Consider the following 26,286-nt stretch of genomic DNA (forward strand, 5'->3'; position numbering starts at 1 on the left):
ACGGCCGAGCTACGGCAGGGCGTTGGCGTCCCCATCGGCTGATGCGGCCAGGTCATCTGATGATGACGTGGGCGCCGTTGCGTGCGTCCAGCCAAATCGCGGCCGCTTAGCCAGGGAGGGGCAGCCGTCGGAGCGCCTCGTACACGGCGTGACACACGGCTAGATCGTCCTCGGGCTCGCCACCCGACGAGCCGACGCCGCCCACGACCTCGTCGCCTACCAGCAGCGGCAATCCACCCGTCAGAGGTAGGCGATCTGGAAAGGCGAGAAGCGCCGCGTTCGCCTGTACCGCCCCTTGTAGATCCTGGGTCGACGTGCGCGTGATCGCGGCCGTCCGAGCCTTCAACCAAGCCGCCTCCGGCGTGTGGAGCCGCGCGCCGTCGAGGCGTTCCAGAGCGAGCAGCACGCCTGCCTCGTCGACCACCGCGAACGCCACCGGAAGGCTGCGCCGTTCAGCCTCTGCGCGTCCCGCAGCCATGAGGATGCGCACGTCGGACGCGTCGAGGCAGGTGCGCTGATGCATGGGACACCGTCGGATTGCGGTCGTGTGAAGCTCGGAAACAGCCGCCACGGGGCGCTGGCTCCTCCTGCGGATCGTAGGTCCGGCCGTGCTGCGTGGCCATGGGCTCAAGATGGAGGTCGTCGGGGCCGGTGTCGAGGCAAGGTGGACCTCACCCTTTAACTTGGCAGCTTCGGAACCTTAGTCTGCCCGGAAATCGGTTGCTCAAAGTTGCCGATATCATCCGGTGTGGGGATGATCACTTCCGGCTCGTCGATCAAGGCATCGATTGCCGCACTCACCGCGATCTTCCATTCTTCCGGTGTCTGCACCTGGGATACGGCTGGAACGGCGTCCAGCAGGGCCCACAATTCACGGAAAGTATCGGCGTCGCTCATCCTTACTTGATAGCACGGGTACGCTGGCTGCGCGGCGCGGGTATCGAGGCGGACCTTCTGCATGATCAGCACGTTGAGAGAGATGAACGCTCATCAAGCACCTGCGCCGGACGTTGCCCGCCTCGCTCTGACCGAGTCAGCCCTCGCAGCCGCCGACAGCCTCTGGCGAGCCGAGATGCAACGGAACTATGGGCCGGACGGGGTGCTGATTTACGCCTTTTCGCCGGAAGGCCAGGGCGGACTCGGAACGACCCTTCGGCAGACCTATGAGGCTCGGCGTGTCGCGGTCGCGATTTGGCGCCACGAGCGGCATCGCAGTTGAAGAACGCGTCGCATTGCGAGGCATGTACTGGGCCTTTACAGGCCGCCCATGTCCGACAAGCTCGACGCCCTCCTCAATCGCCTCAAGGCGCACCAGCGCGATCTCATCTTCGCGATGGCCGATCACGATGGGATGCCGGCACAGAGTGCAATACGTCAGGTCGCTGAGCTGGAGAGCGTGATCGCGGCAGTTGAAGCCGTGGCTGCCGAGGAAGCAGATCGCGCTCGGCGAGGCTGACAGCACCGTCTCCCCATGGCACTCGTGCACCATGGCAATACCCGACAAGACCGGATGCGAGGTGCGGATCGACGGTACGTGGCAGCTCGTGCCGCTAGCTGAGGCACACGCCCACCACCGCGCCGCCGAGAAGCGCTGTCCGACCTGTCACGGCCAAGTGCGCACCCAAGGGCTCTACTCAGGGCAGGGAGGCGTGGCGATGATGCATTACAGCGCCCACGATGGCTGCCCGAGGATGACGAAGCGGTACGCCGGCACGCCGAGGTCGCATCCCCAGCCCTTAGATTGAAACGCGCCGTCGGCGCGTCGTCGAGCCGTGGCCAGCCCTGTATGACACAGCAGGAGCGGTAGCGGACGGCAACAGTACGGCTGTGATTACAGCAAGAGTGAAGGCATTCCACCACACGCATTGAGGATGCAGGCTGCTCCTCTTGCGGGGCGGAGGTCCAGCTGTTCTGCTTGGCTCCCATTTCATCGGTGTCGAGGCCCCAGATATACTCCAGCTCAGGGTCGGCAAGAAAACGCTACCTGTAAGCTGGTGGCGCACAATTGTGCTTGTGCTGCCAGAGGCATCCGGCTACGAACTGCACCCCGGACAAGAAAAAGCCGCCCACAAGGAGCGGCCTGAAGTCTAGGGAGGAAACGCCCAAGAAGGGCTGCGGGACGGCGACGCCATCGCTGTCCCGCAGCGCCAAACTAGGCACTCGCGGCGCAGCACGCAACCGGTCAGGGCCGCAGCAGCCGCATAAGTCAGGCCGACGGATCCGCTTAGGTGCGCTCCCACACCATGGCCCGGCTAACCTATTCGTCGGCTTTCAGCTTCAATTCGGCCGGCCGACGCTGCAGTCGAAGCGCTAGGACCAGCGCGCCAGGCCAGAACACGAGGCTGAGCAGGGCGATCGGGACGATGGGTCGGCCCTTCCACCAAATGATGATGACCGGCAGGAGCAGGCCCGGGATCGCCACCGCGAGGAAAGCCCAGAACTCAAGGTCGGACAGGTCCATATGCCATTCGTAGCAGCCTTCTGCCGCTACGCTTTCGCTCTGACCGGTGGCAGAGTGTCGCCACCATGCCGATCCGGCCCGAGCACCGCTTCTTCTACCCCATCGACTGGGCGCAGCTCTCGGCCGTAATCCGGTTCGGCCGGGCGAAAGGCTGCTGCGAGGGCTGCGGTCGTCCGCACGGACGGATGGTCTACCACCTGGGCGACGGGCGCTTGTGGGACGCGGACGCCGGCCGATGGCGTGATGGTTGGGGGCGTCGGATCCGGATCTCGATAGAGGCCGATATCCTAAGGCAGGCACGCCGGACTCGGGTCGTTCTGGCCGCCGCCCACCGGGACCACGACACCTCGAACAACGCGGACGCCAACCTCGCGGCCTTCTGCCAGCGATGTCACATGATCCACGACCGGCCGGAGCATCAGCGACGGCGCTGGCGCACTCTGTTCCGCAGGAAGGCGCTCGGGGACCTATTCGGCGGTCCCTACGTGTGATGGGAGGAACGAGCCGGGTCTTCAACCGCCAGCCAGCATCAAGGCCTGAACCACGGACGCTACAGCCTTCCATCCGCCTCGTGCTGCATAGGCTGCAGTACGGGCGACGCGGTTGCGCAGACGCCGAGCCCGCCAGACCGCACCGCTCTCGACGGCAAGGCTGCGGGCGTAGTGGCTGAGGCGCAGGCTCTCCGCATCGCAGGCCTTCTTGACCGGATCGCCGTAGAAAGCCGCGATCTTGTCCCGGCTCATGCCTGGCGTAGCGAGCCAAGCCGGCACATGGACGTTGGCGAGCCGGTCGACATCGGTGAGGAGCTTGCCGACCCCGGTCCCAGGGATCGGGCAAGCGGTCTGGAAGGCGTCGCCGATCACCACCAACCCGTCGCGCTCTACTTCCTCGGTCCGAACGAGGTCGATAGGCCGGATCTCTAGGGGCCCGGCGACCGCGAGGTCGGGGCAGGCGGCGGGCAGGCGCGGCATCGTCGCCCGCAGGGTGGCCGCCGGATCCCGCCGCAGGTCAGCGACCCAGGCATCGCCGGGATCGCGGTAGCAGAACAGGTTAGCCCGCATGACGTGGCCGAGCGGGAATAGAGTCAGGTAGGCATCGCGGCCACCGAACCGCTCGGAGAAGTAGGTGAGCGCCGGGATGATCCTCCCTCGGCATCGCGGACACCTCTGATACGCTCATGCTGAGCGGGGAAGGTGTCGGATGGCGAAGACGAGACGCGAGTTCACGCCCGAGTTCAAACGCGAAGCGGTCGCCCTGCTGGAGAGCAGCGGCCGGCCACAGATGCAGGTCGCGGCCGAGCTCGGGATCCAGCCCTCGATGCTGAGGCAGTGGCGCGCCACGCTGAACGGGGCCCTACCCCGGCCGCGGCCGGCCGGATCGACGGGGAGTGCGCCACCAAGCCCGGTCGCCTCGCCGTCCGATCAGGCCGCCGAGATCGCCCGCCTGCGGCGTGAGCTCGACCGTACGCGCATGGAGCGCGACGTGCTAAAAAAAGCCATCGGCATCTTCGCGGAGATGCCCAAGTGACTTTCGCCTTCATCGAGCAGCATGCGCGGACCTGGCCGGTGCGTCTCATGTGCCGCGTGCTCGGAGTCTCACCCAGCGGCTTCTACGGATGGCGGTCACGGCCTGAGAGCGCCAGCTCGGCCTCCAACCGCCAACTCCTGGACGACGTCCGGCGCATCCATGCCGCCCATCACCGGCGCTACGGCTCCCCGCGCGTGCATGCCGCCCTGCGGGCCGAGGGCCGGTCTGTCAGCCGCGGACGGGTGGAGCGCCTCATGCGCCGGCACGGCATCCGTGCTTTGGCGGGGCGTCGGTTCCGGCCCTGTACGACCGACAGCCGGCACGATCTTCCGATCGCCCCAAACCTCCTGAAGCAGGACTTCTCGGCCGCGCGGCCAAACACGGTCTGGCTGGCCGATATTACCTACCTGCCGACCGGCGAGGGCTGGCTGTATCTGGCCGCCGTCCTCGATCTGGCCACGCGCAAGATCGTCGGCTGGTCGATGCGCGATCACATGCGCGCTGAGCTGAGCGTAGCGGCATTGATGATGGCCGCCCAGCGGCAGCGGCCGGCCGCCGGGCTCATCTGCCACTCGGATCGCGGCAGCCAGTACGCGGCCGAGGCCTATCGGAAGCAGCTCGCCGCAATGGGGGCCAGGCCGTCCATGAGTCGGACCGCCTGTTGCTACGATAACGCCCCGATGGAGAGCTTCTTCCACACACTCAAGGTCGAGCTCGTCCATCAACGACGATGGGCGACCCGGGATGAAGCGCGGCGCGATCTGTTCGCCTACATCGAGGGCTACTACAATCGGCAACGCATCCACTCGGCACTCGGCTATCTTACGCCCGAGCAAGCCGAGAGGACCACGAAATGATCTCTCTGTGTCCGCGACACCGAGGGAGGATCACTGTTCATCACGATAGATCTGCTTGGCACCATGACCGTCGTGACGCGTCATGTGACCGAGTCAGGCTATGCTACAGCCGGATTGTCCTTTTGTCTCGGCGACCTGCTCGGCTGATCCTGCGCGTGGAGAGGTGCCACCCGTCCCTGGCCGCCGCGGCACTAGAGTAAACGAACGGTTCACCAACTCGGCGCAATTGCTCGGATCGCCTCGCTCCTACCGCGATGTGACGACGTTCTACCGGCACACCCACCGGAGACACGCAGCCATGCTGATCCTCAATCCGCTCACCGGACAGATGGTTGAGGTGCGTGTTCCCCGGCCAGGGCCGAGGACCGCCTGATCTTCCTGGCAATGCGCGCCCACGCATAGCCATCCCTCCGGCCGCAAGCGTGCGACCGGGTACCAGCAGCCACAGCCCCGCGGCATAAGCCCCGCCCGCCGTGAACCCCAGCGAACCGATGACCCTGGCCGACCTCGACAAGCCCGCCGAACTCACCGTGTGGCCAGGCCATACGCCGGCTCACGTCGCCGACGCTCGCAGCTTCTCGACCCTCCGCGCGGCGCTGGCTGCTGCGGCCGAGGCGATCGACGCGGAGGACGCCAGGCCCTGGATCATCACGGAGGCCGGCGACATCCTGGCGCCCAACTGGATTAGGGCCAACACCGGCACATCCCGCCTGCAGTAATAGGCCTTGAGCCGGCGCTCCGCGGTGTCCAGTTCCCCCGCATGCGCCGACCCTCACGCGACCGCCCGGCCGAGTCATCACGAACGGGATGCGAGGAACTGGCCCGCACACCGCCTGTCGCCGCGTGTCCGCCCGCAACAGTGCCGTGTGGCGTCGCGAACGCCTCGGGCACATCAGCAGTGAGAAGCGTTGCTCTAGCAGCCCCGTTCTTCCCTGTCGCTGTGTCAGCCTGACTGGATGTCCCACGTCCTGGATAGCGGTCTCAATCGAAATCTCCTGAGCGGCGGCGACCCTTTGGGCGTTCAGATCCGAGTGCCGTCGTCCTTCGGTGGCTTGCCGCACCTGTACTGAGCTACCCGCCAGCGATCGTGCCCCGCCTGCCAAGCGGCCATGCTCGGCTGGGCGATCATTAGGCACTGCTGGGCAGTCGAGATTTCAGCGAAGTGTTGAACCCGCATTTCACAGTGGGCGGGGTTCATTGCGAGACAGGTTAGGAAGTACAGCGGGTAGAGCATGATTGGCTCCAGCGGCGTGAGGCTTCCTCGACAGTTTCTTCCTTGGCCAAACCGGGAGTGGCAATTTGCGTGCCGACCAGCGTGTGAAGCTGCCGGAGAGTGAGGTCCCGATTTCTAAGAGTGTAGACCGGAGAACGATTTATTAGCCACTTGAGCAGGTCAGCGCCGACGCCGCCGTTCGCATCCCCGCTGGGCTTGCTCAGAGGCTTCCGATACGGCTGTGCCCGCACCTCAGCGAAGAGCTCGCGGGCGAGCCGGTCGAGGGTCTTAAACGACAGCACCTGCTCGACGCCGGTCGGTTCGGCCCCGCCGCCTGATCCGATCACAGACGGCGGGGGAACCCCGGATCTCACCAGCGGCGAGCCTGACCGTTACGCGACGCGGCTCGACAGCATTATGCTGAAGGTGGGTTAGCGCGCCGTCAGTTGGGTCCGCGGGGCTTTGTGTCGGAATAGGCCGCGCAGAAGTCTGAAGGGTAGGCGCACGAGCCTGTAGAGGGCATGGGCGGCCATCACGGTGAGGACAGCGAGAAGCGCCAGGATGGTGTTCAGCATGCGGTGCGCCCTCTGACGGAGAGATCAGCGGCCTGCCACCTCTCGGGCGCTCAGGAGGCGCGCCGAACACGGCGAGATCGTGAAGCACACCTGCAGTCCACAGGCCGGGCAGCCATTGAGGCTGTCCCGGCCGTCCGACACCGTTAGCGGGCGAGGGCGTCGGCGGGGCCACCGGCATGCTGACCCGAGTAGCGATAGGCCGGGGCAGGCCGGAAGTGGGTCACCGAGAGCTCTGGGAGGACCACAGAGGCGTTGCCGACGTAGCCCGAGTAGGCCGAAGCCGGATAGGGGCTGTGCTTGCTGTCGATGCCCTGGGCCAGGGCAGGCGTAGCAACGGCAACCAGGGCGGCAGCGGCGAGCAGATGCAGCTTCATGACAATCTCCATGCGGGTTCGTTTGACTTCACGGGGAAGCCATCCGGTCAGTCGGGTCGCGTGAGGAAGATCGTCGGTTCGGCGGTCTTGATCGCGGCGGCTGTGCTTGGCCGGCTGTGACCTCTCAACGGCATACGCTACCGATCGTTCGCCAGGTTTTGTGCGGCGCCACACATCTTGGCCATCGGCAAGCGACTGCCGCTGTTGGACATTCTGGGATGCGAAGGTGAGGTTGTGGCCTCACTCCGCCGTCAAGCGCGGCCTTAACCGGCTATTTCATCGGTGGCTTGAATTTCCTGCGCCCATTCCTCGTAGAGCTCAAGGCAGATAATGAAAATGCCGCACGAGATAGCAACGATTACTGCCATCTAGAAAATGGTGTCCAGCATGATTGCCTGCCGAGGTTTTAGCTCCTAACAATTTCTTAATGAAAATGATTAACAATCGCTTAAGATGCTCGAGCCACGTAGCTGAACTTACGCTTGGATAGGTTCTCTCGGATTACGGATACGGGTGTTGGCTTCTGCTCTCGAGCCCAAGCCATTCTGTCGCACAGCACAGAATTCATTCTCGGCTTGTTGAACCCAAAACGAACCGGGAGCCTCCTGCCTTGCCCCTATCTCTGATCATCATGCTCGTGGCAGCGGCTGGCGCCATCGCCCTCACGATCGCGGCCCTACCTGCCCTCGATCGGTTCATCAAATGGTGAGCGGTTCTGAGAAACTTCGCCGCCTTCAGATAGTTGATTGCCCACGATCGTTTTGGAGGTGACACGTGGGGTTCGTGGTGATGATCGCGGGGGCGGTCGGGGCATGCGCGACGCTCGCCTTCATGATGCCGAAGCTGGACTCATTCTTCTCCTGGTGACGATCTGACAGAGCCCACTACGGCGCACAGGTTTGGATGTGATCCCTAAGGATTAGCGACGCAGCGCCGACATAGCGGCCTCGTGATCCAGACGCACATTGGCTCGAACATGGCTAGTATCTGTAATCTCACGTGATCAGGATGGTCAGGCGCCGCGATTGCAGTTCAATCAGCACCATACCGGGCAGCGCAATCGATATTGTCTGCGCCATTGTGATTTTTAAATTGATAACGCGGCATTCAACCTCTGGGATAACACTCAATGTTGGTGTCGAATGAACTAAGCTGCGACTTAATTATTGTCTTATAACACGATTGGCGTCGCGTTTATCGGGATTTATTGAACCCAATATCAATTAGATTAAATATCAAAGATCTAATACGGCTCAGATGCGCGGAAACGGACCATCTATGGGTCCTATCTCTACGAGACCGCCGATTGCCTGCTGAAACCACGATGTGGGACCACATCGACCCGGACGGGCGCCAAAGCGTCAGGATCTTCGGGGCGGCGCTTCGGCATTTCTAAGACGCCCGCAGCAAGCGCTTCACCTCCGCTTCAAGCTCAGGGTCGGCCCGCTTTAGGTTCAGCCGCGCCCGCATCGTTTTGCCCGGCCGGAACTGAACGTGCGCTCTAGCCGGAGTGGCCACCTGCTCGCCGGTTCGTGGGTTCCGGCTGGTACGGGCTTCGCGATCCCGGACGCTGAACGTGCCGAAGTCGCGCAGCTCGACCCGGTCGCCCGCCGCCAGCGCATCGCCGATCCGGTCGAGAGCGGCGCGCACAATGGCTTCGCCCTCCTCTCCCGTGAGGTGCGGGTTCTGCTGGACGATACGGGCGATGAGTTCGGACCGGATCATGGCCGGACCACACGCCAGGACCGTGCCTGCCGGCAACCCGCCCGCATGAATGCTCCACGGACTGATGGTCGCGTTCGTCATATCGGCCGCGCGCAGACCGTCACCGCATGGCTTGGCCCGTCGTACCGCCCGCGAGAATTCTCACAGGATCGCTTCGGCCGAAGTCGACCGCTGCCCCTCGGCAGCCCTTCTTCGGTTCCGCATCCACAACCTGCCTCTGTGGATCTCCCCTATCCGTGGGGTGCACCGTTTTGCACCCTATGCTGCCCAAGAGCGCCGGGGCCGAAGACCGACCTCTCCGCCGGGGCTAAGCCAGCAATCCCCGACGGATGATACGGGGCACCTTCCGGGCGGACTTTCAGCCCTGATGGCACCACTCCTGAATGGCCGGCTCACGACTCGCTGAGGCGAGCACGACCGTGACCGCCCATGTCGGCCGGGCGACACCGTTAAGTCAACGTTAAGTGGTATGGCAGGCAGCAGACGCTACCGCTGCGCCTACTCCGCGGCTGCTGCTCCGGATTGCCTACGGAGCTTCACCTGAACCCGCCGGGCCATCGCCTTGACCTGCTCGACCGACGCGTTTCGGTTGTAGCCACGTCCCTCGAGGCCACTGAAGAGCGCTCGGCTCAGCTCCATCACCTTGCCGTGGTCGACGGCCACGATGTCGAGGTAGACCCGCATCAGCTCGGCCGCGATGTCGTCGCGCTCGGGCGTCTTGGCCTCCTTTAGCCGCTCCCGGTAGCCCTGCTGGTACTCCCGCTGCTTCCGCTTCCGCCGCCGGTACTTCGTACGCATCCGGCGAAGGCCGCCTTGTGAGCTGGCCCGTTGAGGCTGAGGTCATAGGAGTAATCCTAGGACCTTGAGCATGACCCAGGCGGGTATCGAACTGGTGAGAGCCGAGCGGCGTCGACGCTGGACGCGGGCGGAGAAGGAGCGGTTGGTCGCCGCTTCCTTTGAACCGGGTGTGTCGACCTCGGATGTCGCCCGCCGGGCCGGTCTCCACGTCAGTCAGCTGTTCCGCTGGCGCAAGTTGCTGTGCGAGCGTGTCGGTGCTCCCACGCCAGCGCTGGTCCCCGTCGTGATCACTCCCACGTCCGCCGCGATGACGGTCGAGCCTGGTCGAGCGCACAACCGCGGCCGTCGCCCCGGCGGAGTGATCGAGATCGATCTCGGCAGAGGCCGGCGCGTTCGGGTCGGCTCCGACGTCGATGCCGCGGCGCTTCGGCGGGTGCTCGACGCCCTGGAGGGCCGATGATCCCGCTGCCGGCCAACGTGCGGGTGTGGCTGGCCACCGGCCACACCGACATGCGCAAGGGCTTTTCCAGTCTCGGCCTGATCGTCCAGGAGACGCTCAAGCGCGATCCCCATGGCGGGCATCTATTCGTGTTCCGCGGACGGCGCGGCGACCTGATCAAGGTGATCTGGCACGATGGCCAGGGCGCGTGCCTCTACACGAAACGGCTCGACCGCGGCCGTTTCCTGTGGCCCTCGGTGGCGGATGGAGCCGTGACGATCTCCACGTCGCAACTCGGCTACCTGCTCTCGGGGATCGACTGGCGGATGCCGCAGGAGAGCTGGCGTCCGAGCGCTCTCGGCTGAGGATAACGCGTTACAGCGCTTGAAGAATATGCTCTTCTCTCAAGCGTGCCGAACGCGCCCCAGCCCCTACCGCTTCCCACCGATCTTGCCGCCGCCCATGCCATGATCCTGGCCGAGCGGGCGGCCAGGCTCGCCTCGGAGATCGCGGTCGAACGGCTGAAGCTGGAGGTCGCCCGGCTGCGGCGAGAACGGTTCGGGACCTCCTCGGAGCGCAGCGCCCGGATCGACCAGATCGAACTCGTCCTGGAGGATCTGGAGGAGACGCTGGCTGAGACCCAAGCGCGGGCGGCGGCCGAGCCCGAAGCGCTCTCCGGTGCGGCTTCCTCGCGGCGCAAGCCCGCCCGCCGGCCTCTGCCCGAGCACCTGCCACGCGAGCGCGTCGTCCATCCCGGCCCGACGACCTGCGCCTGTTGCGGCGGAGCGCGCCTTCGTCACCTCGGCGAGGACGTCACCGAGACCCTGGAGCGGATTCCCCATGCGATAACCACGCCCCCCCGATGATGGTTCTCGGCTGCCGAAGGGGCGATGCGCGCACGAAAAAGCCCGCGCCGGCGAACCGAGCGGGCTTTTCGCCAGAGGTCGTAGTGTCAACGCGGAGCCTCCAGCTTGGCGCCGGCTGTTGAGACGGGTGCCCAGGCAGAGGGATAGCACGCGGGCTATGAACGAATGCCAGCCACTCTCACTCCGCCGCTGCAGCCTTCGACTTGCGGGCGCGGGTGGGCTTCTTCGCTGACGCCCCGGCAGTCTCGGTCGCCTTTTTCCGGCCAGTGGCCTTGGGCACCTCCGCAACCGTCTCGTCGGCGGCGGCCTTCGGGGCTGCGTTCCGGCGCAGGTTGCCGAGGCCAGTGTTCTTCGCCAAGGCCGAGCGCATCTCGGAGTAGCTCGGGGCGGTCATCGGGTAGTCGACCGGCAGGCCCCACTTCGCCCGGTACTCGTCTGGGGTTAGGCCCACTCCTTTGAGGTGCCGCTTCAGGGTCTTGTACGGCCGGCCGTCTTCGAAGCTTATCAGCGCGTCGTGCGTGATCGACCTCCGGATCTGGGCCGGGGTGGCACGGTCGACCTTCGCCTCAACCGGAGCAGCAGGGCTGCTCAACCCGTTCAGCGCGCCGTGGATCGCGGACAGAAGCGCCGGCATCTCGGAGACAGGCACGGAATTATTCGAGACGTAAGCGGCCACGATGTCGGCCGTTAGCTCGATAAGGTTGCTTTGATCCGGAGCCGAGGTCGATGTAGCGTCGTCCAATGATGCCTCCTGCGTATGTGGCTGAGACCCACGCAGCAACATCAATGCCTAGTCAAGACGTATCTATGTGAAATTCACCGACAACACTGGATATCTGGTAGCTTGGTAGCTAGTTGCTGCGCTGGTTTTCCCGCGCAGTCGAAGTGGGCGCGAGCAGCCAGCCAGGAGCTCGGAGATGACTAGGCTAAGAATGCGGGATCGCCGGACGCACAGCTGTCGCCGCTCTCGTTCGTGCCATCGCTGGCGGGAGCCGAAGACTGAGCAGACGCTATCGCTGGTCTGAACCGTCCGCGCGACCCCGCCCCTATCCGCTGTCAGGGCGGAGAAGCCACCGACCCCACCAGCGCGAGCCGATACGCAACTTGGCTCGGCCGGGACACTGCCGCGACGTGGTTGCGGTCCGGTGAACGAAGCGGCAACCTGCTGCCATGATCCGATCGGCGCTCATCGCCCGCGTCGCCGAGCGGAACCCGCATCTTTACGCCAAAGACGTCGAGGCGGTTGTCAACGTGATCCTCAACACAATGGCCGAGGCCCTCGCCAGAGGTGACCGAGTAGAGTTGCGGGACTTCGGTGCCTTTTCAACCAATGAGATGCATAGCCGAACAGCTCGCAACCCCAAAACCCAGGCGATCGTGGATGTCGCGGCCAAGCGAACCATCGCGTTCAAGCCGGGCAAGGCGATGCGGGCACGGCTCAATCGCGAGCAGGTCGGCCCCGAAGAGTAGGCGGTGCGATTTCTGTGGGCTTCTTAGCAAGCCTAGCGGGTAGGCTCCGAAAGCGTGGGGCTACGCCACAACCATCTGTGTCTGCTTCACATTGTATGCATTGCTGAAACCCTTCAGTTTCATGGCCAAGGTTTAATGCAGCGCCTGCTCTCCTGCCAAGTTATAGGACAGCCGCAGCGAGTGTCTCGGCCACGGAATACAGAGGATATGACCAATGAATATAATGAACACATTGGTAGCTGTAGCCGCGTTTGCGGCTCTGCCGATCGCTAACGCGAATGCGATGCCGGTTGCATCCGATCTGGGCATCACTGCGCCGATCATGCTGGTGGCAGGCGGATGCGGGCCGGGCGCTTGGCGCGGGCCTTGGGGGCACTGCCGGAACACCCCCTACTCCGGCCCTCTCCCCGGTGGCTGGTATCAAGTTCGCGCTGGGAACGGGTGCCCTCCGGGCTACTGGCGAGGCCCTTGGGGTCACTGCCGCAATACTGTGTACCACGGCCGGCTGCCAGGAGGTGGCTTCCAGTAAGCAGCAGCCCATCTACAAGCCACGGAGCCTCAAGAGGCTAACGTCAAGGTGGTGATGCCGAAGTAGGCAGTGATAGGAGCGAGCACCGTCCTGTTCGACGTCGTCTTCACGGACGGTAGCTGCGCCTCATCGCTCGACTTGACGATGCAGCTGGTAACTACAACGCTGATACGACCGCTCCTAGACGGCACGCAGAGCCCTGGCCGTCGTGGCAGGTCTCTGTGAGCGAGCGCTACCTGTTTCGGTCCGATTGGCGCCCGTCGAGCCGCCGCATCCTGCTGGCCGGCCTGCTCGGGCACTATGCCGCCGCCTACTGCTTCTGCGCGACGACGATGCTCGCCGGTTTCATCGACGATCTGCGGACGGGAGGCCTAGCGGTATTCGCAGGCACGACCTGGAGCCGGGCGTTTGAGGTCTTCTGGACGGCCCCAGTGGTGACCGGTCTCCTCGGGATGTGGGGTGCCATCCTTATCAGCCCAACGCTGCTGATCACATTGCCCGTGACGAGCTTGGCCGCACGCAAGCTCAATGCAGGTGCGCGGTCGACCACGGCCATCGGTGTCCTGCCGGGTGTCCTGGCAGGCCTCACCGTGTTCGGATCCGCGCCCCAGACCGAAGTGAGCCTTATCCTCTGTTCCGCCGCGGGCGGTGCAGCCTTCGCGCTGGTCGTCTGGCTGCTCTGCATTCGACCGCGACGGCCTTACGGGTGAGATCCGCGTGCGGTCGGTCATGAACTGGCCGTCCTCACGGCGGCTCACTAGCCGGCACTGGATGCGCGAGCAGTATTCGGCAGGGTCAGCCCATTGGCCGACTCGCAGAAGAGCCACCACTGCCGGAAGATCACGGTGCTGGCTTCGGCTGGCCTTCCACGCTCGTCTTGAGCTCGCCCCCAGGAGCCGGGGCGGGCGTGGATGCCGGATGGCTCAGCCGCGCGAAGGCCGGCCAGGTGGTGGAACAGCTGCTGCACGCTTCCTGACCTCATCCAGTGGTCGCAACGTCGCTCGCACCTTCTCGACCTCCGGCGGCTCCGGTATCCCGAGCAGAGCAGCTATCGCCTCGTGCGCCTTCAGCCAGCGTCGGGCGATCACAACCAGATTGGGACCGGCAGCGTCGAGGCCGTATCCAGCGACGCGGCGGCGTGCTCCCTCAAGTTCGCGGTTCAGCCAGCGCACCCGCACCAGCATGATCAGAAGGCGGGCCGTATCAGGCCAGGACAGGCGCTGAGCAGCCGCGGCAGCCTTTGAACGGTCGGGCAGGATAGTCGGCATCAGCGTACTTTGGCGAGGTCAAGGAGCGCTACGCCCATGGCAGCCACGATGTTCCCACGACCGGCCCAGCGCATGGGCGAGACACGGATGACGGTCGGATCGTCTGATACCTCCGGCACCAAGAACTCAGGCGTATTGACCTCGTGGTCCTGGTCGCCACCGCGCATGTAGACGACTTGGCTTCCCTCGCGGATCTCGGGAGCGGCCAGCGAGGGCTCAGCGTCGGCGCCGTCCTCGTGGTCCGTGTCTCCGTCCATGCGGTCGAGCACGGCGATGATGCGGTCCCCCGCGTCGAGGGCGGTCTGTGCCGCCTCCTCCAGGCTGGCCCGTAGATCGGCCCCGGCCAGCGGCGGAAGGGCCTCGGGAGCGGTCCGTTTCGGACGCGGGGTGAATTGTAGCACGTCGCCCATGGGGTCAGGTCTCGGGTTGTGATGGTGAAACCCGGCGGGATCCGGCCGGGGCGGTACGCACGAAGGGGAAAGTAAGAGGGGCTTAGGCCCCGTCCCCCGTCTCGGCCTCGACAGCCGCCAGCAGCGCCAGGAAGGCGTCGCCGGAGAACTCCTGCCGCGCCTTGGCCTGCCAGTCGGGGCCGAAGGTGAGTTCCGCCTGGGAGGCCACGTAGCGGGCGAGAGCGGCCCGGCCCTCGGCGGTGCTCGGCACGATGGCCCACACCGCCGCACGGGTGTCTCGTTGATCCCGCTCGATGGCGTCCTCTTGGGTCCGCTCGGCATCCGCCATCCGACGACCGGCGACAGACGCGGCAAAGGCCGTCATCGCAGCCTCGGCGCTCTCACTGGTGGCGATGGCCGCGAGGATAGGATCCGGCTTCGTCGCCGCGTCTGAGGCCCCGATCGTGCCGGCGTCGGCCAAGTCGAGACAGGCGTTGAGGAGCGCCACGAAGGCGTGGCCGTTGGACGTTGGCTCGACGGTGTTCTGACCGCCGGCATCTTCGTTGAGATAGTCGTCCATGTGCCGAGCGAGAGCGAACAGCCCGGCGATCGTCGTCGGCCGCGTGGCCTCGACCGCCTCTAGAGCCTCGATCCGGGCGTCATGCGCAGCCTCGAAGCCTTCCTTGTCCCTGCCGTCGTCAAGACCGATGGCGGCGGTACAAGCCGCCCGGTGAGCCTCAATCGCGGCGAAGATCGGATCCGGGGCACGAGGAGCCGGCGCGTCCTCGCGCGAGGCCACGGGGTATCCGCGGCTGCATTGCCGAGGCTCAGGAGCGTGACGGGCGGCAGCGGTTATGGTGGTCGGCGCAGGATCTGGGCGACCTTCTGCGGCTCACGACAGACGAGCGGGAGCGGTTGCGGATCACACGCATTCGCCCGGCCGGCATGACGGCTCGGAAGTTCGCGACCTATCAGCGGGCTCGGAAGGCCGTGTCAGGCGACACGGCAAACTGACCCCCTGACGCCATGAGGACCTGACCCCCTCGATGAGCGAGGAGGTCGAGATGATCAGGAACGAAGATCAGGCTCTTGAGCGGACAGACGATCCGCGGAGGGCCGAGATGAAGACGCCGGACGACGTATCGGCGATGGTGCGGCTGAAGGCGCTGGGCTGGGGTGCCAAGCGGATCGCGACCGAGCTCGGCTGTTCGAAGAACACGGTCAAGCACTGGCTCCGTCAGGGTGATTGGCGCCCCTCTAAAACGCCTTCACGATCGAAGCGGCTCGACGGCTTGACGGACTGGTTGGCCGAACGGTTCCGGCAGCATGCCGGCAACGCCGACGTCGTGCGCCAGGACCTCGCCAACGAGAAGGACATCCACGTCAGCCTGCGCACCGTGGAACGGGCTGTGGCGCCGTTGCGGCGGGACCTGGTGATCGCCGCGCGGGCGAGCGTGCGGTTCGAGACGCGGCCAGGCGAGCAGATGCAGATCGACTTCGGCGAGCGGCGGATCGAGATCGGCGGTGTGCCAACCCGGGTCTCGCTGTTCGTTGCGACGCTCGGTTACTCGCGTCGACTGCACGTGCGCGCCTTCGGCCACGAGCGGCAGGAGGACTGGTTCGCCGGATTGGAGAGCGCCTTCCAGGCCTTCGGCGGTGTGCCGCGTGAGGTGCTGCTCGACAATGCCCGCGCCCTGGTCCTGCACCATGACCCGATCAGCCGCGAGGTCATCCTGCATCCGCGGTTGCACGCCTTCTCCCGGCATTGGGGCTTCCGGGTGCGGGCCTGCGCCCCGTACCGGGCGCGCACGAAGGGCAAGGACGAGCGCGGCGTTGGCTACGTCAAAAGGAACGCTGTAGCCGGCCACCGCTTCGCGAGCTTTGCCGCCCTGGAGGCGCATCTCGATGCCTGGACGCGGGATGTGGCCGACCGGCGCGCGCACGGCACGACCGGTGAGGCGCCGGGCGCGCGGTTCGCCCGGGACGAGGCCCGGGCGCTGCAGCCCCTGGCGGGCGTGCCGCCGTTCTCCGCCGCACGCGATCTCGTGCGCCGGGTCGGGGCAGACTGCGCGGTCAGCGTCGACGGCAACGCCTACTCGGTGCCGTGGCGGCTGATCGGCGAGCGGGTTCGCGTCACCGTGAGCGGAGCGGTGGTGCGCGTCCACCACGGCGGACGTGAGGTCGCCGTGCACGCCGCGTTGAAGGGGCGCCACGGCCGTGTCGTCGACGATGCCCATCTGGCCGGGCTTGTGGGTAGCCGAGAGCGACCGGCTCACCGGCTCGACCCGTCGCCCATCATGCCGCCGGCGCTGTTGCGGCCGCTGGCCGAGTACGAGGCGGTCGCCGGGGGAGGCTTCTGATGGACCATGACCACCTCACCCTGCTGCTCGACCGCCTGAAGCTGACGGCCATGCGCGATCAGCTCGATAGCCTGATCGACGAGGCCGGCCGGGGCGAGCTGACGATCCGTGAGGCGCTGACCCTGTTCTGCGAGCGTGAGGTCGCTCGGCGTGACCAGCGCCGCATCGACATGGCCTTTGGTCTGGCTCGCTTCCCCTTCGTGCGGGACCTGACCGGCTTCGACTTCGGCGCCCAACCCTCGCTGGACAAGGCGCAGATCCGTGAACTCGCCACCGGCCGCTTCATCGCCAATGGCGAGGCGGTGCTGTTCCTCGGGCCGCCCGGCGTGGGCAAGACGCACTTGGCGGTGGCGATCGGGCGCGCGGCGATTGTGGCCGGCTATGGCGTGCTGTTCACCCCGGCCACGACGCTCGTGGCGCAGCTGGCCAAGGCGCATGCTGAGGGTCGGTTGGAGGAGCGGCTGACGCACTACGCCAAGCCGAAACTGCTGATCATCGACGAGCTCGGCTATCTGCCGTTCGAGCCGGATGCCGCGCATCTGTTCTTCCAGCTCGTCAGCCGCCGCTACGAGCGGGGCGCGATGCTGGTGACGTCGAACCGAGCGGTAGGCGAGTGGGGGAGCGTGTTCGGCGATGCGGTGGTGGCCACCGCGATCCTCGATCGGCTGCTGCACCACAGCCACGTCGTCACCATCCGCGGCGACAGCTACCGGCTTCGTGAGAAGCGTCGCAGCGGCCTCCTGCAAAAGGCGGCTGCGGTCCCCCAACCCACACCCGTCTAGGCGTGGGAAATTAGCATGGGGGTCAGATCCTCATGACGCGAAGAGGTCAGTTCCGGATGTCGCTTGATAGGCCGAACAGGCGAAGGCCCGCCGGATCGCTAAAGGGGCGATACCCCGGGAGCAATCGAAGGCTCAACTAGAGCCGTGGGTCGCGCTCAACATGAGCCGGGCGACCTATTTCCGGAAGCAGCAGGCCGGCACCCTCCCCGCCCAGATCCGGGACCGTGAGACTGTTTCGTCGTCACCAGATACGAAGTATCTGCAGCGCGCGACGGGCCAGTCTCACGTCGCAGAACAGACCGCCCAGGGTCCAGCGAGGAAGCCCCGCCCGAGCCTGAGCGTCGGCGCTGTCGGGCATACGCCCGGAGCCAACGTAAAGGCGATCCCGCCCGGTCGTGCCGTCGCGCTGCCTCTGCCGGAAGAAGGGGTTTCTGAGCACCCGGACATGCTGGGAGGCGGCGAGTGGCGACAGGTCGGCGCTCCCCTCAGCGACTATGCCGGCGGTGTTCTGCCCGACGCCCTCGTGCGGGCCGTGCGTGATGCGCAGCGGGTGCGCCAGATGACACAGCAGGCCGTGGCCGATCAGATCGGCATCAGCCGTCCACAGCTCGCCAATGCGCTCCAGGGTCGGTTCGGCCTGAGCCGGAGTGCGGCCACCAACCTCTTAGAATGGCTAGCTGCCTAATTCTTCGATGATGCCGAGACGGCGTCAGCCGTCCGCCGTTAGGCGGGACCGATCCCTGCCGTAGGAGCCGCAGGTTGAGCGACGAGATCACCCCAAGCCGGAACAGCACCGTACCGATGGGTGCGGGCGCACAGGTTCTCCAGAAGGTTGGTGTGATCGGCGCCAAGGCGGCCTTGAGCACCATCCCGTGGGCCGCCCTGGTCTTCGACTTTGGGCAGGCGGCCATCGATTACGGAAATGCGCGGCTGACGGACCGTCTGCTCGGCGCACTCGGCGAACGCATCGATCGGATGGAAGCTCAGACCCGTGAGCGGCTCAAGGCGGACGAGGTCTACCAACTCTCTGCGCAGGCCGCGATCCGGCGGATGCTGACGGAGACGAACCCGCGCATGGCCGACGCCCTGGCGAGGGCGGTCTTGGAGTTAGGCACTTCTACCCTGCTACCGGCTGAGCGGCTGGAGATCGCCCGCGCGCTCGACGCTCTGACCGAACCGTCGCTGCACCTATTGCAGACCTGATCCTCCCTCGGTGTCGCGGACACAGAGAGATCATTTCGTGGTCCTCTCGGCTTGCTCGGGCGTAAGATAGCCGAGTGCCGAGTGGATGCGTTGCCGATTGTAGTAGCCCTCGATGTAGGCGAACAGATCGCGCCGCGCTTCATCCCGGGTCGCCCATCGTCGTTGATGGACGAGCTCGACCTTGAGTGTGTGGAAGAAGCTCTCCATCGGGGCGTTATCGTAGCAACAGGCGGTCCGACTCATGGACGGCCTGGCCCCCATTGCGGCGAGCTGCTTCCGATAGGCCTCGGCCGCGTACTGGCTGCCGCGATCCGAGTGGCAGATGAGCCCGGCGGCCGGCCGCTGCCGCTGGGCGGCCATCATCAATGCCGCTACGCTCAGCTCAGCGCGCATGTGATCGCGCATCGACCAGCCGACGATCTTGCGCGTGGCCAGATCGAGGACGGCGGCCAGATACAGCCAGCCCTCGCCGGTCGGCAGGTAGGTAATATCGGCCAGCCAGACCGTGTTTGGCCGCGCGGCCGAGAAGTCCTGCTTCAGGAGGTTTGGGGCGATCGGAAGATCGTGCCGGCTGTCGGTCGTACAGGGCCGGAACCGACGCCCCGCCAAAGCACGGATGCCGTGCCGGCGCATGAGGCGCTCCACCCGTCCGCGGCTGACAGACCGGCCCTCGGCCCGCAGGGCGGCATGCACGCGCGGGGAGCCGTAGCGCCGGTGATGGGCGGCATGGATGCGCCGGACGTCGTCCAGGAGTTGGCGGTTGGAGGCCGAGCTGGCGCTCTCAGGCCGTGACCGCCATCCGTAGAAGCCGCTGGGTGAGACTCCGAGCACGCGGCACATGAGACGCACCGGCCAGGTCCGCGCATGCTGCTCGATGAAGGCGAAAGTCACTTGGGCATCTCCGCGAAGATGCCGATGGCTTTTTTTAGCACGTCGCGCTCCATGCGCGTACGGTCGAGCTCACGCCGCAGGCGGGCGATCTCGGCGGCCTGATCGGACGGCGAGGCGACCGGGCTTGGTGGCGCACTCCCCGTCGATCCGGCCGGCCGCGGCCGGGGTAGGGCCCCGTTCAGCGTGGCGCGCCACTGCCTCAGCATCGAGGGCTGGATCCCGAGCTCGGCCGCGACCTGCATCTGTGGCCGGCCGCTGCTCTCCAGCAGGGCGACCGCTTCGCGTTTGAACTCGGGCGTGAACTCGCGTCTCGTCTTCGCCATCCGACACCTTCCCCGCTCAGCATGAGCGTATCAGAGGTGTCCGCGATGCCGAGGGAGGATCAGACCATCTACCGGGCTCAGAACGACCGTCTCACCCCGCAGGAGCTGGGCTTGGTCGAGGACGACGTGCGCAAGACCTCCCACTTCACGAAGCTGATGTACGCCACGATGCCGCTCAGTTCCTGGATCGCCCCCGCCAACGAACTTGAGCGGGCTGGGATGGTCGTGGCCACGCTCGACGACGGCTGGTACGACCCGGCGGAACGGGCAGGCGAGGAGCCATTGGGCCTCGCCGTCCATCTGCGCGAGGTCTACCCGCTGGGCGAGCGCGTCGTCAGGATGTGCTTCGACGATCCCGCGATCCCGGCGTTCGGTGTCTACGCGCCGGAGTAGATAGACCCCGACAGGCATGGCGTTCGCTGCTAAGCTTGTCGGCGTGAGCCGCGCCCGCATTGATCCCAGCACCCTGTCGGACCTCGTCGTGTACGCCGACGAGAGCGGTGACCACGGCCTCGTCACGATCGACGCGGGCTACCCCATCTTCGCGCTCGCCTTCATCGTCATGACCCGTGACGAGTACGTGGGTGAGGTGACGCCTGCCCTCCAGCGGCTCAAGTTCGCCTACTGGGGTCACGATCAGGTCGTGTTTCACGAGCGCGACATCCGGAAGAAGATCGGTCCCTTCGCGATGCTGGCGGACCCAGCCACCAACGCCGACTTCATGGTCGACCTCACGGGGATGATCGGCGCGGCCCCATTCCGCCTCTGCGTCGGGACCATCGACAAGCTCAGGCTCAAGGCCAAGTATGCGAACCCGTGGAGCCCCTACGAGATCGCGCTGCGCTTCTGCATGGAGCGTCTGCTCAACTGCCTCCAGCGTCACGAGCAGGAGGGGCGGCTCGTCCACGTCATCTTCGAGAGCCGGGGCAAGAACGAGGACGCCGACCTGGAGTTGGAATTTCGTCGGATCACCGCGAACCAAGCCAACTGGGGCTACCGTTCGCCCGACTTCTCCTACGCCCGGTTCGAGCCGGTGTTCGCACGCAAGGATGCGAACGCTGCCGGGCTACAGTTGGCGGATCTCGTCGCCCGCCCATGCGGATTGCGGGCTCTCCGACCTACTCAGCCGAACCGGGCGTTCGAGGTGCTCATCCCCAAGCTGACCGGCCATTCCGGGCTGAAGATGTTCCCCTGAAAAAACAAAGGGGTCCGGGCGAACCCGGAACCCCCTTGCCGACCGGGATATCCCCAATCCTAAGGACAATATGGGCCTCCTCGCCGCCGATGTCGATGCTCACGGTGACCGCAGCGTGCTGCTCTTGGCGATCGAGCCGAGCGTGGAGGACCTACTCCACCGTGCGCCACTTCACGGGCGGTAGGGCCTCGCCGTCGCAGTCGCGCATTCCTAGCGTGGGCCGCTACTCTCGGACCTGACGCCGTGCACGAGGCTCGCCAGATAGATGGCGGATGCGATCACGGCGCAGGCCATGACGCCGAGGGCTTGAGCGGTTGGCAAGGTCATACCGGCGACCATGCCGTCCGGTTGTGGCGAGCATGTTGCCGGATATGGGCAGGGCATTCACGAGCTAGCGATATGGCGTGGTCAGCCCGTGAACAGATCGGGCGACGGGGCTGAGACGCAGGGCGGGCATGCGACCGAGCGCCGGATCTCTCCCACAATGTGACGTGTTCAAGCTCTGCCGCGCCCCGGCGGCCAGGAGTGTGCCGTGTACAATCCCTTCTTCTCGTCGCTGATGCTGGCCTTTGAGGCACAGCGGGTCATCGAGCTGCGGTTAGTTCGTCTGGCCTGGGGCGGCAGCGAGGGACTGGCTGAGGTACAGTCCATGGTGATTGAGAAGGTTCACGCCGCCGGCGAGGCGATGACGACACTGATGTTCGGCGGCTCGCCCGAAACGGTCATCGCCCGCTATCGTGAGCACGTGGCTGCGAACACGAAGCGCCTCTCCGCTCCGTGAAGGCCGTGCGACTTCGCCATAGAAAACCTAGCTAGAACGCTTCGCGCTCTAGCTGCCGCTACACTCGACCAAGCCACCAGACGTGCGCCAAGTGCCGCTGCCGCTGCCCTTCGCGGTCAGACTGCCGTCGATCGGCACCTTGTTCGAGCCCTGGGTGATCGTGGCCTGCACAGTCCCACCAGCCGAGACACCGCCATCGATGTCGACCTCCTCTCCGGGGATCGAGGCGTCGCTGTCCTTGATCTGTACCTTGTAGCTCGTGCTGGCCGAGCAGGGTCCCTCGGCAGTGGTGGCCACGATGGTCCAGGAGCCGTCGAACTGGTTCGGTACCTGCACCTTCTTCGTCGCGGCACCCGCTGGAAGGAACGCGCCTGCCGTCAGGCCAGCCGCGAGGATCAAGGTAAGGGTACGTGCCACAGACTGCTCCGGAGATCGCGCCGCCGGAGACGGCTGCGCCACCGCAGAACGGATGTGTCGGCTCGATAGTTTCAGCGGCTGCGCAGACCCCTCTGCGGCTGAAAGCCAAGGTGCTTCGGCGGCTCTTCGGAGAGCGCCCCTTCCACGAGCAATTCGACCTTCGGCAATCTTCTGTTAACCATAACGGCCGAGGTAGCTATCAGCGACCGGCTGGGGGGCTGAGCGTCGGCAGAGCAGCACCGAGACCCGGATGTACGGTCTTGCGGTGCGGCCTCGTCGTCGCAGTCGCATCAAGCCCGCACCTGGAACACCAGGGCGGGCTTCTATCGTCATGTCAGGGGACGGGCCCTACTCACCTCAGGTGAGCGCCTGCGGATGCGGCGACGGCGTGCCGGTGTAGGTGCCCAGGATCATCACCCGGCCGTAACAGGCGAGGCAGCGCTTCAGCGCGGCAGAGTGGGCGACCGCGGCTTTGTTCAAGCTGACGGCTTGCCAGAACCCGTCGATCTTCACCTCGCAGGTAGGCGGCTCAGCCACCGGCATGCTCTACGCCGTTAGACCCGGACTTCTTCTGCGGACAGGCCGCCGGCCCGCAGGTGATCGGGGATGTCGCTGTGGTCGTAGTACCCGGCCTCGTGGGCCATAGCGTCGAGAGCGGAGATCGGATCGGACGCCGAGCCGGTCCAGAGGATTGCGCCCGTCGCGGCCTGACGGATCTGGAACACCTTCATCATCGGACCCTCAAGCTTCGGCGTATGGTTAAGCGCCGTTGCTGCCGCCCGTTCCGAGGCGGCTTGCCGCACGAGAGTAAGCGGCGGTGCACACGATCCTCACGATCGCGTGGGCTGCCGCCAAAATCGCGCGCCATTGATCTAGGTTGCACGCAATCGATATGGATCATGATGCGGTCCGGCGAGGCATCGAAGGGTCGCACGTGGATCGGCGCGTTTTTTCCAGAGCGGATGGTGATCGTGAGGGAGAGGGGCTTCCGGTCCCGACACCTGATGCCGTGACCGAGCTGATTGTCGCCTTGTCCATCTGCGCAACGTCACTCGACCAACTGGCGGATGAGGTGGTCCAGTGTGCTTCGCATTCGGACGATCCTATTGCGCGACACGACCTGCTGACGGCCGCACGAGGCCAACGCATCCGGGTCCTTGAAGTGCAAGGCATGCTCGCTGTTCTGAGCGGCGCCTTCGTTAATCGATATGTCGCGGATAAGCAGCCGTGACGGACTGCGCTCGAAGGGTGGCTATAGCGGCGTCAGACGGGTGCTGTGTGCCTGTCTATGATGCCTGGTCTCAATGTAATCGCAGAGCCTGCAGCGCCCTACGCACCAGTCTTTCTCCACACGGCTTCGCAATGAAATGGGCGGCGTCAGGCAAAAGCGCCGCTTCCTCCCGAGTGCACCCTGAGCAGACGATTATCTTCGTCTCCGGCCATCGCTTGCCAGCAGCATGGGCAAGATCACAGCCGTCCATCGCACCGGGCATGTTCACGTCGGTGTAGAGAAGGGCCACATCCGCATGCGCCTCCATGTGGTGGAGTGCGCCTTGAGCATGCTCTGCTTCGAGCACCTCAAAACCCATCACAGACAAAATGTCAGCCGTGACGAGACGGGTGAATTCGTCATCGTCGGCAAGCACGGCGAGGGGGCGCGATCCTGACATAGATCGGGAATGCGCCCATTCGACGCGCGTTGCAGCTTAACCGCAGATTTATTTGAGGCTGTCGCTGGGAACAGCGTCAGCGTCGTGAGCCCGGACATAGGCCGACACTGACGCCCCTTCTGAATTTTGTATGCGGCTTGGAATGCTGCGAAGGGCCATGCGTTATCAAGCATGGCCATTCCCGATCGCTCCGCTCGCACCATTGCGACGCTGAAACAGCTCGCCCGAGAGCTCAACGTCCCGGTAGAGGCGTTCCTCCAAGCGCCAGCAGAGGGCGAGGCAGGAGACCTGCTGACCCTCGTGCGCCTTTGGTCCTCGATACCGGACACACAGGGGCGCCGCCGGGTCCTCAGCGTAGCGCGTCAGGAAGCGGAGCGGTTCGAGGGCAAGGAACGCGCCTGATCCGTCCCATCCATGCTGGGCAACCCCGCTTCTGGCCACATGGTCTGACGGCCACGCTTGCCGTAGCCCGTGGGATGGCTTCCAGTTTCGCACCCACCATGCTCCCCGACGCCGCCGCTGAATCGCCCCGGGATTTTCGGAGGCTCCAACTCTTGAGAGACTGGAGCCATGACGAAGCATACCCCACCCTTTTCCCCTGAGGTTCGCGAGCGGGCAGTCCGGCTGGCCCGGGAGCATGAGAGCGAGCACGGTTCGCAATGGGCCGCGATCCAGTCGATCGCGGCCAAAATCGGTTGCTCTGGCGAAACGCTGCGCAAGTGGGTCCGTCAGGCCGAGCGCGACCGGGGCGTGCGGGCCGGACCGACGACGGATGAGCGCGAGCGGATCAAGGCGCTGGAGCGGGAGAACCGCGAGCTCCGGCAGGCCAACGAGATCCTCAGGAAGGCGAGCGCGTATTTTGCCCAGGCGGAGCTCGACCGCCGGTTCCGGTCATGATCGCCTTCATCGACGATCATCGTGCGCTCTACGGGGTCGAGCCGATCTGCAAGGTTCTGCCGATCGCCCCGTCGACGTACCACGCCCATGCCGCGCGACGAGCCGATCCCGGGAGGCTGTCGGCTCGAGCCAAGCGGGACGCGGCACTCATGGTCGAGATCCGGCGCGTGTACGAGGCAAACTTCCGGGTCTACGGCGTGCGCAAGGTCTGGCGGCAGCTCGCCCGCGAAGGGATCATTGTGGCGCGCTGCACGGTGGTCCGGCTGATGCGAACGATGGGCTTGGCTGGCGTCGTCCGGGGGCGGAGGGTTCGCACCACCGTTCCCGATCCGGCGGCGGCCTGCCCGCTCGACCGGGTCAATCGACAGTTCAGGGCCGAATGCCCGAACCGGCTATGGGTGGCGGATTTTACCTACATCGCCACCTGGGGCGGCTTCGTCTATGCGGCCTTCGTGATCGACGTCTTCGCCCGCCGGATCGTGGGCTGGCGTGTGTCGCGCTCGGCCCGGGCCGACTTCGTGCTCGATGCCTTGGAGCAGGCCCTGCACGAGCGCCGCCCCTTCGCCGGCAGCGGCCTCGTCTGTCACTCGGATCGCGGATCGCAATATGTGAGCATCCGCTACACCGAGCGCTTGGCCGAGGCGGGCGTCGAACCCTCCGTCGGCAGTGTTGGCGACTCGTACGATAACGCTCTCGCCGAGACGGTGATCGGCCTGTTCAAGGCGGAGGTCATCCATCGACGCGGGCCGTGGCGGTCCTTTGAGGCGGTCGAGTACGCCACGCTGGAATGGGTGGACTGGTTCAACCACCGTCGGCTGCTCGAACCAATCGGCCACATCCCTCCCGCCGAGGCGGAGGCACGCTATTATGCCCAGGCCGAGGTCCAAGCCTTGGCCGCCTGAGCCAAACCAAACGGCCTCCGGAAAACCCGGGGCGATTCAGTCCCAAGGCGCACCGGCTAGGCTGGACGGCGCCTGAGCTGTTCGCGGTGCATCCGGAGCACGGCACCCTCCGCGTGGACTACTGCGGGGTCCTGATGGTGGTGAGCGAGCCTGCCCGCAGTGTCGAGGCGCAGCGGATCCTGTTCGAGCGGCTGACCGGCTACCGGAACAAGGTCGGCCAGGTCTGGGGCATTCCGATCTGGGAGTACGCCAAGAATGGCGCAGGCCGGTGAGCTACCGACTTCTCGCGCAGATCGGCAGCACGGGCTCGCTGGTGGGCTTCACGATGCTGGTGACGATCCTTGCGGCCTGTGGGCTCGCGGGGCTGATGCCGT

At 65.6% G+C, this 26,286-nt stretch carries 37 protein-coding genes, 1 pseudogene and 1 other annotated feature; of the genes and pseudogenes, 22 read left to right on the forward strand and 16 right to left on the reverse strand.

Features of this window, described 5'->3' with window-relative positions:
* Window positions 1–106 precede the first annotated feature (106 nt).
* Both LXM90_RS00960 and LXM90_RS00965 read right to left on the reverse strand, forming a co-directional pair.
* The gene (locus LXM90_RS00960; protein ID WP_234081525.1) at window positions 107–523 is read right to left on the reverse strand and encodes a GlcG/HbpS family heme-binding protein; all 417 of its coding nucleotides are present in this window, start codon (window positions 521–523) and stop codon (window positions 107–109) included.
* 155 nt (window positions 524–678) lie between these two features.
* Window positions 679–960, reverse strand: coding sequence for a hypothetical protein (locus LXM90_RS00965; RefSeq protein ID WP_234081526.1), 282 nt, complete (start codon window positions 958–960; stop codon window positions 679–681).
* Here LXM90_RS00965 and LXM90_RS00970 point away from each other — a divergent pair.
* Window positions 959–1,219, forward strand: coding sequence for a hypothetical protein (locus LXM90_RS00970; protein ID WP_234081527.1), 261 nt, complete (start codon window positions 959–961; stop codon window positions 1,217–1,219). The two genes, LXM90_RS00965 and LXM90_RS00970, sit on opposite strands and share 2 nt — an antisense overlap.
* Window positions 1,220–1,267: 48 nt before the next feature.
* The gene (locus LXM90_RS00975) at window positions 1,268–1,456 is read left to right on the forward strand and encodes a hypothetical protein (protein ID WP_234081529.1); all 189 of its coding nucleotides are present in this window, start codon (window positions 1,268–1,270) and stop codon (window positions 1,454–1,456) included.
* Window positions 1,457–2,257: 801 nt separating this feature from the next.
* Here LXM90_RS00975 and LXM90_RS00980 read toward each other — a convergent pair.
* Window positions 2,258–2,461: a hypothetical protein gene (locus tag LXM90_RS00980; RefSeq protein ID WP_234081530.1), complete on the reverse strand. Its 204-nt coding sequence runs from the start codon at window positions 2,459–2,461 to the stop codon at window positions 2,258–2,260.
* Between the two features lie 65 nt (window positions 2,462–2,526).
* On the opposite strand from LXM90_RS00980, the gene LXM90_RS00985 reads away from it, so the two are divergent.
* Complete coding sequence (locus tag LXM90_RS00985) at window positions 2,527–2,952, forward strand: hypothetical protein (RefSeq protein WP_234081531.1); 426 nt, start codon at window positions 2,527–2,529, stop codon at window positions 2,950–2,952.
* Window positions 2,953–2,973: 21 nt separating this feature from the next.
* Here the strand turns inward: LXM90_RS00985 and LXM90_RS00990 are convergent, their stop codons facing one another.
* A complete protein-coding gene (locus tag LXM90_RS00990) occupies window positions 2,974–3,522 on the reverse strand; it encodes a hypothetical protein (RefSeq protein ID WP_234081532.1) in 549 nt (182 codons plus the stop codon).
* A 139-nt stretch (window positions 3,523–3,661) separates the two neighbouring features.
* On the opposite strand from LXM90_RS00990, the gene LXM90_RS00995 reads away from it, so the two are divergent.
* Window positions 3,662–4,845, forward strand: a protein-coding gene (locus LXM90_RS00995; RefSeq protein ID WP_085986785.1) for an IS3 family transposase whose coding sequence is annotated in 2 segments (ribosomal slippage) — window positions 3,662–3,947 and window positions 3,947–4,845 — 1,185 coding nt in all. Because the reading frame shifts where the segments join, the coding sequence is not laid out codon by codon here.
* 491 nt (window positions 4,846–5,336) lie between these two features.
* The gene (locus LXM90_RS01000) at window positions 5,337–5,564 is read left to right on the forward strand and encodes a hypothetical protein (protein ID WP_234081533.1); all 228 of its coding nucleotides are present in this window, start codon (window positions 5,337–5,339) and stop codon (window positions 5,562–5,564) included.
* Window positions 5,565–6,776: 1,212 nt separating this feature from the next.
* On the opposite strand, the gene LXM90_RS01005 is transcribed toward LXM90_RS01000, so the two are convergent.
* The 3 genes from LXM90_RS01005 to LXM90_RS01015 form a co-directional block, all read right to left on the reverse strand.
* Entirely contained in the window at window positions 6,777–7,007 is a 231-nt protein-coding gene (locus LXM90_RS01005; protein WP_234081535.1) for a hypothetical protein, read from the reverse strand.
* Between the two features lie 1,392 nt (window positions 7,008–8,399).
* Window positions 8,400–8,732, reverse strand: coding sequence for an HU family DNA-binding protein (locus LXM90_RS01010; protein ID WP_234083095.1), 333 nt, complete (start codon window positions 8,730–8,732; stop codon window positions 8,400–8,402).
* A gap of 498 nt (window positions 8,733–9,230) precedes the next feature.
* Window positions 9,231–9,530, reverse strand: coding sequence for a hypothetical protein (locus LXM90_RS01015; RefSeq protein WP_234081536.1), 300 nt, complete (start codon window positions 9,528–9,530; stop codon window positions 9,231–9,233).
* Window positions 9,531–9,600: 70 nt separating this feature from the next.
* On the opposite strand from LXM90_RS01015, the gene tnpA reads away from it, so the two are divergent.
* The 3 genes and pseudogenes from tnpA to LXM90_RS01030 form a co-directional block, all read left to right on the forward strand.
* The gene (gene tnpA, locus LXM90_RS32065) at window positions 9,601–9,990 is read left to right on the forward strand and encodes an IS66-like element accessory protein TnpA (protein ID WP_419149844.1); all 390 of its coding nucleotides are present in this window, start codon (window positions 9,601–9,603) and stop codon (window positions 9,988–9,990) included.
* The gene (tnpB, locus tag LXM90_RS01025; RefSeq protein ID WP_234081537.1) at window positions 9,987–10,334 is read left to right on the forward strand and encodes an IS66 family insertion sequence element accessory protein TnpB; all 348 of its coding nucleotides are present in this window, start codon (window positions 9,987–9,989) and stop codon (window positions 10,332–10,334) included. The genes tnpA and tnpB overlap by 4 nt, the downstream gene beginning before the upstream one ends.
* Before the next feature lie 153 nt (window positions 10,335–10,487).
* Window positions 10,488–10,808, forward strand: a pseudogene (locus tag LXM90_RS01030) (IS66 family transposase zinc-finger binding domain-containing protein); the annotation flags it as partial.
* A 205-nt stretch (window positions 10,809–11,013) separates the two neighbouring features.
* On the opposite strand, the gene LXM90_RS01035 reads toward LXM90_RS01030, so the two are convergent.
* Complete coding sequence (locus tag LXM90_RS01035; RefSeq protein WP_234081539.1) at window positions 11,014–11,577, reverse strand: MucR family transcriptional regulator; 564 nt, start codon at window positions 11,575–11,577, stop codon at window positions 11,014–11,016.
* Window positions 11,578–12,005: 428 nt separating this feature from the next.
* Between LXM90_RS01035 and LXM90_RS01040 the strand changes: the two genes are divergently transcribed.
* The 3 genes from LXM90_RS01040 to LXM90_RS01050 all read left to right on the forward strand — a co-directional run bounded on the left by LXM90_RS01040 (window position 12,006) and on the right by LXM90_RS01050 (window position 13,544).
* Window positions 12,006–12,305, forward strand: coding sequence for an HU family DNA-binding protein (locus LXM90_RS01040; protein WP_234081540.1), 300 nt, complete (start codon window positions 12,006–12,008; stop codon window positions 12,303–12,305).
* Window positions 12,306–12,519: 214 nt separating this feature from the next.
* Window positions 12,520–12,834, forward strand: coding sequence for a GCG_CRPN prefix-to-repeats domain-containing protein (locus LXM90_RS32070; RefSeq protein ID WP_234081542.1), 315 nt, complete (start codon window positions 12,520–12,522; stop codon window positions 12,832–12,834).
* 221 nt (window positions 12,835–13,055) lie between these two features.
* The gene (locus LXM90_RS01050; protein ID WP_234081543.1) at window positions 13,056–13,544 is read left to right on the forward strand and encodes a hypothetical protein; all 489 of its coding nucleotides are present in this window, start codon (window positions 13,056–13,058) and stop codon (window positions 13,542–13,544) included.
* 213 nt (window positions 13,545–13,757) lie between these two features.
* On the opposite strand, the gene LXM90_RS01055 is transcribed toward LXM90_RS01050, so the two are convergent.
* The 3 genes from LXM90_RS01055 to LXM90_RS01065 form a co-directional block, all read right to left on the reverse strand.
* The gene (locus tag LXM90_RS01055; RefSeq protein ID WP_234081544.1) at window positions 13,758–14,102 is read right to left on the reverse strand and encodes a hypothetical protein; all 345 of its coding nucleotides are present in this window, start codon (window positions 14,100–14,102) and stop codon (window positions 13,758–13,760) included.
* Window positions 14,102–14,512 carry a hypothetical protein gene (locus LXM90_RS01060; protein ID WP_234081545.1) on the reverse strand — a complete coding sequence of 137 codons (411 nt, stop codon included), beginning with the start codon at window positions 14,510–14,512 and terminating at the stop codon, window positions 14,102–14,104. Before LXM90_RS01060 ends, LXM90_RS01055 begins: the two co-directional genes overlap by 1 nt.
* Window positions 14,513–14,594: 82 nt before the next feature.
* A complete protein-coding gene (locus LXM90_RS01065) occupies window positions 14,595–15,290 on the reverse strand; it encodes a hypothetical protein (RefSeq protein ID WP_234081546.1) in 696 nt (231 codons plus the stop codon).
* Window positions 15,291–15,612: 322 nt separating this feature from the next.
* Between LXM90_RS01065 and istA the strand changes: the two genes are divergently transcribed.
* The 4 genes from istA to LXM90_RS01085 all read left to right on the forward strand — a co-directional run bounded on the left by istA (window position 15,613) and on the right by LXM90_RS01085 (window position 18,836).
* Window positions 15,613–16,851, forward strand: a complete 1,239-nt coding sequence (istA, locus tag LXM90_RS01070; protein WP_075381867.1) for an IS21 family transposase — start codon at window positions 15,613–15,615, stop codon at window positions 16,849–16,851.
* A complete protein-coding gene (gene istB, locus LXM90_RS01075) occupies window positions 16,851–17,633 on the forward strand; it encodes an IS21-like element helper ATPase IstB (RefSeq protein WP_170861908.1) in 783 nt (260 codons plus the stop codon). Before istA ends, istB begins: the two co-directional genes overlap by 1 nt.
* Before the next feature lie 160 nt (window positions 17,634–17,793).
* Window positions 17,794–18,318 carry a helix-turn-helix domain-containing protein gene (locus tag LXM90_RS01080; protein WP_234081548.1) on the forward strand — a complete coding sequence of 175 codons (525 nt, stop codon included), beginning with the start codon at window positions 17,794–17,796 and terminating at the stop codon, window positions 18,316–18,318.
* Between the two features lie 74 nt (window positions 18,319–18,392).
* On the forward strand, window positions 18,393–18,836 hold the full coding sequence (locus LXM90_RS01085) for a hypothetical protein (protein WP_234081549.1): 444 nt from the start codon (window positions 18,393–18,395) through the stop codon (window positions 18,834–18,836).
* Between the two features lie 30 nt (window positions 18,837–18,866).
* Here LXM90_RS01085 and LXM90_RS01090 read toward each other — a convergent pair.
* Window positions 18,867–20,050, reverse strand: a protein-coding gene (locus LXM90_RS01090; protein WP_085986785.1) for an IS3 family transposase whose coding sequence is annotated in 2 segments (ribosomal slippage) — window positions 18,867–19,765 and window positions 19,765–20,050 — 1,185 coding nt in all. Because the reading frame shifts where the segments join, the coding sequence is not laid out codon by codon here.
* Between the two features lie 45 nt (window positions 20,051–20,095).
* Between LXM90_RS01090 and LXM90_RS01095 the strand changes: the two genes are divergently transcribed.
* From LXM90_RS01095 to LXM90_RS01105, 3 genes are all read left to right on the forward strand, one after another.
* A complete protein-coding gene (locus LXM90_RS01095) occupies window positions 20,096–20,443 on the forward strand; it encodes a hypothetical protein (protein WP_234081550.1) in 348 nt (115 codons plus the stop codon).
* Window positions 20,444–20,459: 16 nt separating this feature from the next.
* Window positions 20,460–21,245 (forward strand): DUF3800 domain-containing protein, encoded by a 786-nt coding sequence (locus LXM90_RS01100; RefSeq protein ID WP_234081551.1) that lies wholly within the window; start codon window positions 20,460–20,462, stop codon window positions 21,243–21,245.
* Window positions 21,246–21,777: 532 nt separating this feature from the next.
* Complete coding sequence (locus tag LXM90_RS01105) at window positions 21,778–22,026, forward strand: hypothetical protein (protein ID WP_205833924.1); 249 nt, start codon at window positions 21,778–21,780, stop codon at window positions 22,024–22,026.
* Between the two features lie 48 nt (window positions 22,027–22,074).
* Here the strand turns inward: LXM90_RS01105 and LXM90_RS01110 are convergent, their stop codons facing one another.
* The 3 genes from LXM90_RS01110 to LXM90_RS01120 form a co-directional block, all read right to left on the reverse strand.
* Window positions 22,075–22,443: a heme utilization protein gene (locus tag LXM90_RS01110; protein ID WP_205833923.1), complete on the reverse strand. Its 369-nt coding sequence runs from the start codon at window positions 22,441–22,443 to the stop codon at window positions 22,075–22,077.
* A 357-nt stretch (window positions 22,444–22,800) separates the two neighbouring features.
* Entirely contained in the window at window positions 22,801–22,986 is a 186-nt protein-coding gene (locus tag LXM90_RS01115) for a hypothetical protein (protein ID WP_419149845.1), read from the reverse strand.
* A gap of 11 nt (window positions 22,987–22,997) precedes the next feature.
* Entirely contained in the window at window positions 22,998–23,177 is a 180-nt protein-coding gene (locus LXM90_RS01120) for a hypothetical protein (RefSeq protein WP_205834007.1), read from the reverse strand.
* A 275-nt stretch (window positions 23,178–23,452) separates the two neighbouring features.
* On the opposite strand from LXM90_RS01120, the gene LXM90_RS01125 reads away from it, so the two are divergent.
* On the forward strand, window positions 23,453–23,674 hold the full coding sequence (locus tag LXM90_RS01125; RefSeq protein WP_205833921.1) for a hypothetical protein: 222 nt from the start codon (window positions 23,453–23,455) through the stop codon (window positions 23,672–23,674).
* 70 nt (window positions 23,675–23,744) lie between these two features.
* Here LXM90_RS01125 and LXM90_RS01130 read toward each other — a convergent pair whose 3' ends face one another.
* Entirely contained in the window at window positions 23,745–24,089 is a 345-nt protein-coding gene (locus LXM90_RS01130) for a response regulator (protein WP_234081552.1), read from the reverse strand.
* 195 nt (window positions 24,090–24,284) lie between these two features.
* Between LXM90_RS01130 and LXM90_RS01135 the strand changes: the two genes are divergently transcribed.
* The 3 genes from LXM90_RS01135 to LXM90_RS01145 all read left to right on the forward strand — a co-directional run bounded on the left by LXM90_RS01135 (window position 24,285) and on the right by LXM90_RS01145 (window position 26,184).
* A complete protein-coding gene (locus LXM90_RS01135; RefSeq protein WP_205833919.1) occupies window positions 24,285–24,515 on the forward strand; it encodes a hypothetical protein in 231 nt (76 codons plus the stop codon).
* Window positions 24,516–24,683: 168 nt separating this feature from the next.
* Window positions 24,684–25,912 (forward strand): IS3 family transposase gene (locus LXM90_RS01140; RefSeq protein WP_091713013.1). Its coding sequence is split into 2 segments (ribosomal slippage): window positions 24,684–24,972 and window positions 24,972–25,912, totalling 1,230 coding nucleotides; the frame shifts between segments, so codons are not numbered across the junction.
* Window positions 24,965–25,081, forward strand: a sequence feature (AL1L pseudoknot). Its footprint overlaps the gene before it by 117 nt.
* 113 nt (window positions 25,913–26,025) lie before the next feature.
* Entirely contained in the window at window positions 26,026–26,184 is a 159-nt protein-coding gene (locus tag LXM90_RS01145) for a hypothetical protein (RefSeq protein ID WP_234081553.1), read from the forward strand.
* The last annotated feature ends 102 nt before the right edge of the window (window positions 26,185–26,286 follow it).

It is taken from the genome of Methylobacterium oryzae, assembly GCF_021398735.1.
Taxonomy (GTDB): Bacteria; Pseudomonadota; Alphaproteobacteria; order Rhizobiales; family Beijerinckiaceae; genus Methylobacterium.